Below are 12,174 nucleotides of genomic sequence, written 5' to 3'. Positions count from 1 at the left end.
TGCGCGGCGAGGCATGCGCGCGCGTCGATACGGGTATCATCGAGCGCACGAATCGTGCGCCGCCTGCGCCCTCATCGAGTTACCGCTCCCCATGAAGATCGACGAAATCGACGCCTACGTCACCGTGATTCGCTGCCAGTCACTGCAACAGGCAGCGCTCTCGCTCGGCCTCACGCAACCGGCAATCACGCGCCGCCTGCAGAATTTCGAAGAGGCGCTCGGCGTCGAATTGCTCGACCGCAATACGCGCCCGCTGAAAGCGACTGCCACGGGCCGCATCGTCTATGAACAATGCCGAGTGATTCAGCGCGAACTCGACGTGCTGCGCGAGATCGTCGCCACCGACACGCCCCCGGTTGGCACCTTGCGTCTCGGCGTCGCGCAGACGATCGCCGATATCGCGCTCACGGATGCGATGCGCGGTCTCAAGGCGGCCTACCCTGCTCTGCAAGCACGTGCGTCGACCGGCTGGGGCAGCCAGCTCCTGCAACGCGTCGAGCAGGGCGAACTCGACGCCGCCGCGATCCTGTTACCCCGTAATAAGACGTTCGACGAAACAGTGTCGGCACGCTCACTTGGCCGCATCAAACTGGCGGTGGTCGCGCAGAAAGGCAGCTTGAAAAGACGCGCGCATACGCTGGCGGAATGCCAGTCGATCGGGTGGGTGTTAAATCCGGATGGTTGCGGCTTTCGCGACGGCCTGCAACGCACGCTGACGGGCCTGGGGCTCGCGCTCAAACTCAATCTGGAAACGCTCGGCACCGAATTGCAATTGCAACTGGTGGCCGACGGCAACGGCCTGGGCCTCGTGCCCTTACCGCTGCTGCAGGCCAGCGCTCACGCGAGCGCACTTGATATCGTCTCGCTCAGCGACTTCAAGCCGCTGATCGATATCTGGCTCGTGCATCCGCGCGTGCTGGGTAAATTGCAACAGCCGGTGGAGCGCTTCGGCGCGGCGATCGAGCGGCAATTCAAGGAAGTACGGACACAACGCGCGGCTTGAGCCGCACGCCGCGTTCGTTCGCTCCAGCAGGTTCGGCCAGCGCACCGGCCTCGCCTGATTTCTCTGGCCGTGCCTGACCGGCCTTGCCTAACCCGCCGTGCCCGACCGGCCGTGCCTAACCGGCCGTGCCTAACCGGCCGTGCCTGATTCACCAACCTCGTTTGCTTCGCTCAACAAGACCCATCAGAGCACCCGAAAACCATGCGTCCCATCGCGTCCAAGTTGCGCAACGAGGCCATACTCCCATTCCAGATACGCATTCATCGCTTCGCGCGGATTATCGGTTCCCTCATACGGACGACGATAACGATCAATGCGCGGCGACGCCAGGCGCGTCTCGCCGCTTTCCACGGCGAGGCCCGCTTCGATCCACGCGTTCGTGCCGCCGCTTAGCACCTGCACCGGCTTACCGGTCAACGCCGCCACCTCAGGCGCCGCGAAGCGCGCCAGCGCACTGCTGCCACAGGTGAGCACATAGCGTTGCGCATCCGGCAGCTTGGGCAACGCCTCATCGAGCTGTCCGCGAATCACGAACCACGCGCCGGGAATATGGCGCTTCACATAGTTCGCACTGGTCGTGAAATCCAGCACGACGGTGCCACGCGATTGCAGCAGCGTAACCAGTCCTGCCGGCGTGATCTCATCGACATCGGGCGCGGTGGGCGCATGGCGCGCAGCCGGCGCGGGGCCTTTTTCGCCGAAGTCCGCGTTGCCCAGGCCGTCCACCACATACACCTCGATGTTCATCTGCGCGAGCCACGACGCGGTCATGTTCGCGCGCACGCCGTCGTTGTCGGCAAGGATCACGCGCGCGCCACGCACCGGCGCGAACATGTCGGTCTCCTGCACCAGTTGACCGCCGGGCGCGTTGCGAAAGCCGGGCACGTGCCCCGCTTCATATTCTTCGGGCGTGCGCACGTCGAAGCGATACACGGTGCGTACCGCTTCGTCGGCCCAGCGGCGCGCTTCGTCGCGCGAGGTGCGGCCCACCCTTGCACGATCCGCCACGCCGCGCGCCGAATCAGCCGCGGCGAGGCGAAGTGCGTCATCGACAATCGGCTCGAAGCGGCGCGAACTGCCATGCGCGAGTGCCTGGCCGGCAAGCGTCCAGCCGATCGTGCCATTGCGCAGCGCCGCAACCGGATTCGGCAGGCCCGCATTGATCAGCGACTGCGCGCCGATGATGCTGCGCGTACGCCCCGCGCAATTGACGATGATCCGGGTGGCGGGATTCGGCGCGAGCTGCCGCGCACGTAGCACGAGTTCCGCGCCGGGCACGCTCACGCTGCCGGGAATATTCATGGTCTGGTATTCGTCGAAGCGGCGTGCGTCGAGCACCACCACGTCGGCTTCATGATCGAGCAGCGACAGGACCTGCGGCGCCGCCAGAGACGGCGTATGGCGCACGCTTTCGACCAGTTCGCCGAATGCCTTGCTCGGCACGTTGACGTCCTGGAACAGCTCGCCGCCCGCCTCGCGCCAGCCTTGCAAACCGCCTTCGAGCAACGCGACGTCGGTATAGCCCAGCTCGCTTAGCCGGTGCGCGGCGCGCCCGGCAAGCCCTTCGCCGTTGTCGAACACGACCACCGGCACGTCGCGGCGCGGCAAGCGCACCGGTGCATCCAGTTCGAGCCGCGACAACGACAGATTTGCAGCAAAAAGCGGGTGACTGCGAGCGTGCGGATCCTCCTCGCGCACGTCGACGAGTGCGATTTCCTCGCGATCCAGCAAGGTGCGGCGCACGTCGTCGAATGATCGGCTACGGAATTCTTTAGCGAAACTCATGAGATCGGGGACTCCCTTGAAACATTCCAGATATTCGGCAACACGTCGTTCGAGTAACCAGAGATAAACGTTTTGCGGCCTCCGCCGGCGGGATAGACGGAACGCGTCACCGCGCCGATATTCCCACCGTACACGTGAATGCTGATCGACGTACGATCACCAAAAGCATTGCTCACGCGATGGATATCGCCGATGCGCGGCGACACAGCGTCCACCGTGCCGGCGTCGAGGCGTTTTGCCGCCCCCTCTTCCAGTACGCCATCTGACGTGAGGTGATATCCCTGAGCAATTTCCGCACCACGCAGCACGCCGATCAAACCCCATACGGTGTGATCGTGCACGGGCGTCGACTGCCCCGGCCCCCAGACGAAACTGACGATTGAAAAGCGCTGCCGCGAATCGGCGTGCAGCAGGAATTGCTGATAGCGCTCGGGATCGGGTTGCGCGAAGGCGTCGGGCAACCAGTCGTCGTGGGCAATCAGTTCACACAACGCGGCACCGCCGGCTTTGAGCAGGTGCGCTTCGGGCACCTGCTCGTCGACCAGCGACGCAATCCGTCCGACGAACGCGCGCAGCCGGTCCGGTCTCAAAGTTTGAGTCATCGAATGTTCAGAAGATGGGTGGTGGGGTAAGTCGGTCGCGCACCGCGGCCGAGCGCGGCGTTGAAGATGTCGGTGCACAAAGGTGCAACGCCGACGCGCCGAGCCGCGCGACAGCCGGCAGCGTGGACGCGAGCTGCCGGCGCCGGAAGGAAACCAGCGAATCGAAACGAAGAGTCATCCAGGGAGCGCTCTGGTAAGGATGTCAGGCTCGACACCCAGACCGGCTAAAAAGATGCCGTGATTCTTCAGGGTCCCCGCTTTGCGTTCGCCAAGGGCCGCGGCGATGCGCGCGCCTTCATCGGTATCCGGCAGGACGCTGCGGGAATCGCCGAACAACGCGTGATTCTGATAGAACGCGGACGAGTCCTGCATGAGCGGATCGAGCGTGCGGAAGAGCGTCGATCCTGCCTTGCTGCAGTGCGAAGGCGAGTGCGCGACGGACCGATCGGTCATGGTGGCTCCGTTCAGGCGGCCACGCGCTCGACGCGCGCGATTCGTTCGCGGGTGGCGGGAATGAGTTCACGGCCGTAGTCGATGGCGTCTTCGAGCGGATCGAAGCCGCGGATCAGGAAGGTCGAGACGCCGAGCGCGTAATAGTCGGCGAGCGTATCGGCGACCTGTTGGGGCGTACCGACCAGTGCGGTCGAATTCGAGCGTCCGCCGATTTCCCTGGCGACGCCGGTCCACAGCCGTTCGTCGACGCGATCCGATTCACCGGATGCCGCGAGCAGCCGTCGCGCGCCTTCGCTTTGCGCCGGGCCGCCGACGCCGAGCCCTTGCGCCGCGCGCAGCCGGCGGGTTTCCTCGAGGATGTGCTCCGCGCGCTCCCACGCGGCCGCTTCGGTCGCGGCAAGGATGGGCCGGAACGACACCGAGAAGCGCACTGTGCGGCCATGTCTGGCGGCTTCGGCGCGCACGCGGGCAACCTGTTCGCGCACTTGTGCCTTCGATTCGCCCCAGAGCGCGTAAACGTCCGCATGACGTCCGGCGATTTCGAGTGCGGGTGCGGATGCGCCGCCGAAGTACACGGGGATATGCGGTTGCTGCACCGGTTTCACTTCGGAGAAGCCTTGTTCGAAACGGTAGTACTGGCCGGTGTGATCGAAGGGCTTCGTTTCGGTCCAGAGGCGGCGCAGGATGTGCAGGTATTCGTCGGTGCGGGCGTAGCGTTCGTCATGTGACAGGTAGTCGCCATCGCGGCGTTGTTCGGCGTCGTCGCCGCCGGAGATGATGTGGACGGCCAGACGGCCGCCCGAGTAGTGATCGAGTGTGGCGAGTTGGCGCGCGGCGAGCGTGGGCGCGACGAAGCCCGGACGATGCGCGAGCATGAAGTGCACTTTGCTTGTGACGCTGGCCGCGTGGGCAACGGTGAGGAGCGCATCGGGACTTGTCGAATGATGCGGCACGAGGATGCGGTTGAAGCCGGCGGCTTCGTGCGCGCGGGCGAATTGTTCGAGGTAGTCGATGTCGATGACCGGTCCTTGTGGTGCGTGGGTTTCAGACACCTTGCGGGTCTGGATCATGCCGATGAATTCGATGGACACTTTGGGTGTCTCCCAGAGATGGTGTGTGTTTTTGCCCGGCGGGGCGGTGGCTTTTTTTTGCTGGATGCGGTGCTCTGTTCGAAGGGTTTAAGGTAGCAGCGCTACATGCGGTTGTTAAATATTGATCGGACATATCTATATCGGGTTTGCATGTAACAGAGGGGGTTGTCGCTGCGCGGGGATTGGTTGTTTTGTATGCCTGCGGTGGTGTATTTCTGGTTTTTTTTTTTGCCCGCGCGGCGCTTATTGTCTGTATGCCTACGGCGTTGGCCTTTCCTTGATTTCTTATTGGTCTATTAGCGTCGCCCCTGTGCGGGGCAGGCACCTACTTTTCTTTGCCTGCCGCAAAGAAAAGTAGGCAAAAGAAAGCGGCTCAAACCGCTAATTCTTAAGCGAGTCCCCCGCACAGTCGCGGTAGTGGTGCATCTGGAATCCGGGCCCTCGCACACTCGGCGTGAGTGACTAAGCCGTCATCAGCGCCCACTCCGCACTGCGTGCGTCGCGGATGGGTCTGCATGGGAAACCAGAGCCCTTCGTTTGCGCATGGTGAGAGCCATCGGCTTCGCCTCGGCGATGTACCCTGCGATCCAGCGAGACACTGGCAAAGATGCGATATACGCAGTACTCGCCGCCACTGCGCCGAATAAAGCGTCAGCGCGAAAAACGCCGCGGACCGTTTTAAGAAGTACCCTTCGGTACGGCCGTCATACTCCGTCGGCGCTGCGCGCGTCGATGCGCATTTCTCAGAACCGATTGCTGCGTTTCGCGGTCCGAGTCCATTCGCGTTTATCAGCTCATTGGGCTCATTGGGCTCATTGGGCTCATTGAGCTCATTGGGCTCATTGGGCATTCGCCGAGGCGAAGCCGATGACCCCCTGCTCCCAAACGAAGCCACTGGTTTGCATGATGAGCCCTTCCGGCGAGCACGCAGTGCGAGGCGGGAAGTATGACTGCCTGGTCACTAACACCAAATGCGCGAGAACTCAGATTCCAGATGCACCACTACCGTGACTGCGCGGGGGACCCGCTTAAGAACTGGCGGTTTGAGCCGCTTTCTCTTGCTTACTTCTCTTTGCGGCGGCAAAGAGAAGTAAGTGCCCGCCCCGCACAGGGGCGACGCTAATAAACCAATATCAATTCAAGGAAAGGCCAAAAAGCCAGATCAAGGAAAGGCCAACGCCGTAGGCAACCAGACGAACAAGCACCGCGCAGGCACCCAAAACCTGAAAGGCAAAAAAACACCCCTTCCACGAACGTGGACATCCTTCCGCTCATCTGCAGAAAACCCAAACCTTTGCCACAATGCCCCATCGCGCGAAAGCGCCCGAAACGGCATGTGAACAGAAAATGATCCCCTTCTCGGTCCTGGACCTATCCCCGGTCAACACCGGTGCCACCCCCGCGGACGCGTTCAAAAACACATTAGACCTCGCCCAGCATGCGGAAAACTGGAACTACCGCCGCTTCTGGCTAGCAGAACACCACAACATGACCGGCATCGCCAGCGCAGCCACCTCCGTGGTGATCGGCTACGTCGCCGGTGGAACAAAGAAAATCCGTGTCGGCTCCGGCGGCGTCATGCTGCCAAACCACGCACCGCTAGTCATCGCGGAACAATTCGGCACCCTCGCCTCGCTCTACCCGGATCGTATCGACCTGGGCCTCGGCCGCGCACCCGGCACCGATCAAAGTACCGCCCGCGCCCTGCGCCGCGATCTGCAAAACAGCGCCGACTCTTTCCCCGACGACGTCGTCGAGCTGCAACGCTATTTCGCCGACCCCGTGCCAGGCCAACGCATTCGCGCGGTCCCCGGTGCAGGTCTGCATGTGCCGCTGTGGCTGCTCGGATCGTCGCTGTTCAGCGCGCAACTGGCTGCGAGTCTCGGTCTGCCGTTCGCGTTCGCATCGCACTTTGCGCCCGATTACATGTTCAGCGCGCTCAAGGTCTATCGCGAACAATTCCGGCCGTCGGCGACGCTCGACAAACCGCACGCGATGGTCGGCGTCAACCTGTTCGCCGCCGATACCAACGAGGAAGCGCAGCATCTGTTCACGTCGCTCCAGCAGCAGTTCATCAACCTGCGGCGCGGCACGCCCGGTCAGTTGCAGCCGCCGGTCGAGCGGCTCGAAGCGTCGGAGATGGAGTTGAACGGCGTCGCGCATTCGCTCGCCTGCTCCGTGATCGGCGATCGCGATACGGTTCGCGAAGGACTGCTGTCGGTCATCGATCAGACCGGCGCGGATGAATTGATGCTGACCGCGCAAATCTACGATCACAAAGCGCGGCTGCGCTCGTTCGAAATCGCCGCGCAAGTGCGCGAAGAGTTGAGCGCCGGTAAGTAACTTCGCCGGCAAGCAAAAAAAGGGCGGCCCGCATCAGCAGAGGCCGCCCTTCTTTTTTGTCGACACCAAAACTCACCGATTTGCCGGCACCGCCGCCAACCCCTCGAGCAGCGCCTTATGAAACGCCTGCGGGTCCTGCATCTGCGGCGCGTGCCCTAAACCGGCGAATTCGACGAGCGTCGCGTGCGGAATCGCCTTCGCTGCCGCCTTGCCCAACTCCGGGTAATGGCCGAGCTTCGCGCGCACCTCCGGCGGCGCGGCGTCCTTGCCGATCGCCGTGGTGTCCTTCTGGCCGATCAGCAAAAGCGTCGGCATGGTCAGCTGGCTCAACTCGTACACCACCGGCTGCGTGTAAATCATGTCGTACAGCAGCGCGGAATTCCACGCCACGATCTGCTTGCCGGGGCCGCGGTACATGCCCGCCAGCATCTGCACCCACGGCTCATAGTCCGCCCGCCACTGGCCCGCGTAATAGGTGGCCTGTTCGTAGCGGCGAATGCCGTCCGCGGTCGTCTTCAGTTCACGCTCGTACCATTGGTCGACGGATAACGACGGCACGCCCTTCGCCTTCCAGTCCTCGAGGCCGATCGGATCGACCAGCACCAGTTGCTGTGTTTCATGCGGATACATCAGCGCATAGCGGATTGCGAGCATGCCGCCAGTCGAATGGCCGATCACGGTCGCGTCGGTCACGCCGAGCGATGCGAGCAGCGCGTGCGTGTTGCGCGCCAGTTGCTGAAAACTGTACTGATAGTGCTCGGGCTTGCTCGACTTGCAAAAGCCGATCTGGTCCGGCGCGATCACCCGATAGCCGGCGTCGCTCAAACGATGAATGGTCGCGTCCCACGTCGCCGCGCAGAAATTCTTGCCATGTAGAAGCACGGCCGTGCGGCCGTTCGCATGCTCCGGCTTGATATCCATGTACGCCATGTGCAGCGCAACACCTTGCGAGGTGAAGTCGTACTGCTCGACCGGCTCCGGATAGTTGAAGCCCTGCAGCTCGGGTCCGTACGCCGGGCCGCTGTTGTCCGCGGCCGCTGCGGGCGCGACACCGGCTGCAGCGGAACCGGGCTGGGCAACGGTGCCGGAAGCAGGACCAGGGGCGATATTCGAAGCACCAACAGCACCGGCGGCACGAACCGAACCATCCGCCACCGCGGCGTTAGCCGGCGTAGCGGCAAGCAAACCTGGCGCCGCGGCTAGCACGCAGGCGCTCAACATGGCGAACAAAGACTGGCGGCGAAAATTCATCGATAGGTTTCTTGCAAAGAGAATCAGCGGACAACATGCAGGCCTCGCACGCCGACAAGACAACGCGCGCCCCCGTTCAGAGCGCACGATTCTACGACGCGCCGGCCGACTCTGCTGCCGCCCGCGCAAGCTGATGGCGGCACCGGCCGGTTTGGCACGCATATTGCGGCACTTCACTTCGCACGCTATGTGTCGTGGCGCACGGAGGCCTCGGATGCAAGGGTTGATCGTGCGCAAGTAGGCAGGCGACCGGCATCCGCACAATTCACACTACTCGGCCGGGGCAAATCAGTGCTAGAACTAGCAGACGGCGCGGCGAAGACGGCGCCGCCTGGTAGCCCGAATCATCAGCGCAGAGTAGCGGAACAGAAGCAGGCGAACGAGACATCCGGAGCATACAAATCAGCAACTATCTTGCATGGGACCGGAGGAAGCGCCCTGGGGCCGGAGTAAACGCCAAAGCGTTACCTCCCGGCCGGCACGCTAACTCCCGGGTCGATGCGCTGCATGGAGACAGACATGGAAACGCCGGCACGGCTGAATGATCTGCAACGCACCACCCTCGCCATCGTCCTCGCGGGCGGACGGGGCACGCGGCTTGGGCCGCTCACCAACAAGCGCGTCAAACCAGCGGTGCACTTCGGCGGCAAATACCGGATCATCGACTTCGCGCTCTCCAATTGTCTGAACTCCGGCATCCGCCGCATCGCGGTGGTCACGCAATACAAGGCGCACTCGCTATTGCGCCACATGCAGCGCGGCTGGGGCTTCCTGCGCGGCGAATTCGGTGAATTCATCGATCTGTGGCCGGCGCAGCAGCGTGTGGAAGGCGCGCACTGGTACCGGGGCACCGCGGACGCCGTGTTTCAGAATCTCGACATCATCCGCTCGATCCGGCCGAAATATGTGGTGGTGCTGGCGGGCGACCACATCTACAAGATGGACTACACGCGCATGATCGCGGACCACGCGGAAAGCGGCGCGGATTGCACGGTCGGCTGCATCGAGGTGCCGCGCATGGAGGCCGTCGCGTTCGGCGTGATGGCGGTGGACGAAAACCGCCGCGTGACCGGCTTCGTCGAAAAACCCGCCGATCCGCCCGCCATGCCGGGCCGCCCCGATTCGGCGCTCGCGAGCATGGGCATCTACGTGTTCAGTTCCGACTACCTGTATTCGCTGCTCGAGGAGAACATCTCGAGCGTCGATACCGATCACGACTTCGGCAAGGACATCCTTCCGCGCGTGGTCACACAGGGCACGGCGATCGCGCATCCGTTCAGCATGTCGTGTGTGTCGTCGAGCCCGGACGTGGAGCCCTATTGGCGCGACGTCGGCACGATCGACGCCTACTGGGCCGCCAACCTCGACCTCGCCTCCACCATTCCAACGCTCGACCTGTACGACCGCAACTGGCCGATCTGGACGTATCAGGAGCAGTTGCCGCCCGCCAAATTTGTCCGTGACCTGAAAGGGTTGCAGGGCTCCGGCAACAATCTGATCGTGTGCGGCGGCTGTGTGATTTCGGGCTCGCAGATTTCGCGCTCCGTGTTGTCGTCGAACGTCAAAGTGAGTTCGTTCTGTAATATCAATGAGGCAGTCTTATTGCCGCAGGTCACCGTCGGCGCGAGCTGCCGGCTGCAAAAGGTCGTGGTGGACCGCGGCTGCGCCATTCCGGACGGCACGGTGATCGGCGAAGATCCGGTGGCCGACGCCGAACGCTTCTATCGCACCGACGACGGCGTCGTGCTGGTGACGCCCGAGGCCCTGCGGCAGAAGAAGGGCCCCTGAGCCGCGCCGGAACGGCACGGCGAGCGGACTGAATGGGCTGGCGGAGCCGCCGCCCGTCGGGCCGCTCCTGCAAGCCGTCATGTAATCGTTGCGCAAACCTCGCACTAACAGGAACGAGACCGAGCCTATGACGATTCGCGCCCTGCACGTCGCCAGCGAGTTGTATCCCCTCCTCAAAACGGGCGGTCTCGCCGACGTCGCGGGCGCGCTGCCGTCGGCGCTGAGCGAGCTCGGCGCCGATGTACGGGTGCTGCTGCCCGGCTTCCCGGCAGTGGTCGCCGGCTTGACCGACTTGCGGCCGGTGGCGCAACTGGGCCGCCGTTTCGATTCGCCAGGCGTCGCCCTCGAACAGGGCACGCTGCCGTCGAACGGTCTGATCGTCTATGTGATCCGCGCCGGTTCGCTGTACGACCGGCCCGGCAACCCCTATCTGAACGACGAACACGTGCCGTACGGCGATAACGCACAGCGTTTCGCGTTGCTCGGCTGGGTCGCCGCGCAACTGGCGCAGCACCTCGACCCGGCATGGGCGCCGCAGATCGTCCACGCTCACGACTGGCACGCCGGGCTCGCGCCGGCCTATCTGAAGGCCGCTGAACGGCAGCACGGCCGCTCGTTCGCGCGCAGCGTCTTCACGGTGCACAACCTCGCGTATCAGGGCGTTTTTCCGGCGCATCAGTTCGGCCAGCTGGCGCTGCCTGACGACTTCTTCAACATGCGCGGCGTCGAATTCTATGGGCAGTTGTCGTTCCTCAAGGCGGGCCTCTATTACAGCGACCGCATCACCACCGTCAGCCCGACCTACGCCCGCGAAATCCAGACACTCGCCCAGGGCGGCGGGTTAGACGGGTTGCTGCGGCATCGCTCGCACGATCTGAGCGGTATCCTGAACGGCGTCGACTACTCGGTGTGGAATCCCGCCACCGACGCGCTGCTCGACGATCACTACACGGCCACCCGTCTGGCCGGCAAACTGGCCTGCAAGGAGGCGCTGCAGAAACGCTTCGGCCTCGCGCAGAAAAGCGATGCGCTGCTGTTCGGCGTGGTGAGCCGGCTGACCGAACAGAAAGGCCTCGACCTGCTGCTCGAGACGGTCCCCGAAATCGTCAAACGCGGCGGCCAGCTGGTGGTGTTCGGCACTGGCGATCCGGCGCTCGAACACGGTTTGAAACGCGTCGCGCAGGCGCATCCGGAATCGGTGGCGGTCGAACTGGGTTTCGACGAAACGCTCGCGCACACGATCGTCGCCGGCAGCGACGTGATCGCGGTGCCGTCGCGCTTCGAGCCATGCGGGCTGACGCAACTGTATGCGCTGGCTTATGGGTCGCTGCCGCTCGTGCATTGCGTCGGCGGCCTGGCGGACACCGTGGTTGACGTGTCGCTCGAAAATCTCGCCGACGATCTCGCCACCGGCTTCGTGTTCGAACGATTCGAACCGAAAGGCCTGATAGCGGCGATCCGTCGCGCGTTCGCACTCCACGAACGCCGCACCGAGTGGAAAGCCACGCAGCGGCGCGCGATGCGTCAGGATTTCGGCTGGGGCGCTTCGGCCGAGCGCTATCTGGCGTTGTATCGCGAACTCGTCTGAAGCGTCGAAGCACGCCTGCGCAAGACCTCGCCGACTGCCAAACTCTCCTGACGCCGGCTTTGGCGCAAGCCGGCGCCCTCGAGGAGCCGTTCGTCCTCGCGCCCCACCCCGCTCCGCTTGATGGTTCGACGCAACAACACGGGGACGGATCAACTCGCCTGTGACAAACTCATGTATTGTTTCCTGACTACGCGGATTGCGCGTTTTTCTTGCATCATCTGAAACAGTCATAGCGCTTCGGGCGCCCGGCCAAGGCCGGTTCGTTGCCGA

Annotated in this window: 9 protein-coding genes; 4 read left to right on the top strand and 5 right to left on the bottom strand. The window is 63.5% G+C overall.

All coding sequences use genetic code 11. The features are described from left to right. The first annotated feature begins 91 nt into the window (after nucleotides 1-91). Nucleotides 92-1,003, top strand: a complete 912-nt coding sequence (locus PQR53_RS08860; RefSeq protein ID WP_408452405.1) for a LysR family transcriptional regulator — start codon at nucleotides 92-94, stop codon at nucleotides 1,001-1,003. Nucleotides 1,004-1,186: 183 nt separating this feature from the next. On the opposite strand, the gene PQR53_RS08855 is transcribed toward PQR53_RS08860, so the two are convergent. The 4 genes from PQR53_RS08855 to PQR53_RS08840 all read right to left on the bottom strand — a co-directional run bounded on the left by PQR53_RS08855 (nucleotide 1,187) and on the right by PQR53_RS08840 (nucleotide 4,934). Further along, a complete protein-coding gene (locus PQR53_RS08855; RefSeq protein WP_408452404.1) occupies nucleotides 1,187-2,788 on the bottom strand; it encodes a rhodanese-related sulfurtransferase in 1,602 nt (533 codons plus the stop codon). After that, complete coding sequence (locus tag PQR53_RS08850; protein ID WP_408452402.1) at nucleotides 2,785-3,390, bottom strand: cysteine dioxygenase family protein; 606 nt, start codon at nucleotides 3,388-3,390, stop codon at nucleotides 2,785-2,787. The genes PQR53_RS08855 and PQR53_RS08850 overlap by 4 nt, the downstream gene beginning before the upstream one ends. Nucleotides 3,391-3,564: 174 nt before the next feature. After that, the gene (locus PQR53_RS08845) at nucleotides 3,565-3,843 is read right to left on the bottom strand and encodes a class II aldolase/adducin family protein (protein ID WP_408452400.1); all 279 of its coding nucleotides are present in this window, start codon (nucleotides 3,841-3,843) and stop codon (nucleotides 3,565-3,567) included. Nucleotides 3,844-3,854: 11 nt separating this feature from the next. Continuing rightward, nucleotides 3,855-4,934 carry an LLM class flavin-dependent oxidoreductase gene (locus tag PQR53_RS08840; RefSeq protein WP_408452398.1) on the bottom strand — a complete coding sequence of 360 codons (1,080 nt, stop codon included), beginning with the start codon at nucleotides 4,932-4,934 and terminating at the stop codon, nucleotides 3,855-3,857. A gap of 1,347 nt (nucleotides 4,935-6,281) precedes the next feature. Between PQR53_RS08840 and PQR53_RS08835 the strand changes: the two genes are divergently transcribed. Further along, nucleotides 6,282-7,277 (top strand): LLM class flavin-dependent oxidoreductase, encoded by a 996-nt coding sequence (locus PQR53_RS08835; RefSeq protein ID WP_408452396.1) that lies wholly within the window; start codon nucleotides 6,282-6,284, stop codon nucleotides 7,275-7,277. 72 nt (nucleotides 7,278-7,349) lie between these two features. Here PQR53_RS08835 and PQR53_RS08830 read toward each other — a convergent pair whose 3' ends face one another. Beyond that, nucleotides 7,350-8,528 carry an alpha/beta fold hydrolase gene (locus PQR53_RS08830; RefSeq protein ID WP_408452394.1) on the bottom strand — a complete coding sequence of 393 codons (1,179 nt, stop codon included), beginning with the start codon at nucleotides 8,526-8,528 and terminating at the stop codon, nucleotides 7,350-7,352. Nucleotides 8,529-9,047: 519 nt separating this feature from the next. Between PQR53_RS08830 and glgC the strand changes: the two genes are divergently transcribed. Beyond that, nucleotides 9,048-10,316 (top strand): glucose-1-phosphate adenylyltransferase, encoded by a 1,269-nt coding sequence (glgC, locus tag PQR53_RS08825; protein ID WP_408452392.1) that lies wholly within the window; start codon nucleotides 9,048-9,050, stop codon nucleotides 10,314-10,316. A gap of 127 nt (nucleotides 10,317-10,443) precedes the next feature. After that, the gene (glgA, locus tag PQR53_RS08820; RefSeq protein WP_408452391.1) at nucleotides 10,444-11,904 is read left to right on the top strand and encodes a glycogen synthase GlgA; all 1,461 of its coding nucleotides are present in this window, start codon (nucleotides 10,444-10,446) and stop codon (nucleotides 11,902-11,904) included. The last annotated feature ends 270 nt before the right edge of the window (nucleotides 11,905-12,174 follow it).

Source organism: Paraburkholderia fungorum, assembly GCF_046027605.1.
Taxonomy (GTDB): domain Bacteria; phylum Pseudomonadota; class Gammaproteobacteria; order Burkholderiales; family Burkholderiaceae; genus Paraburkholderia; species Paraburkholderia fungorum_F.
The sequence above is the reverse complement of the archived record's forward strand: the minus strand, read 5'-3'. Positions and strand labels throughout refer to the sequence as shown.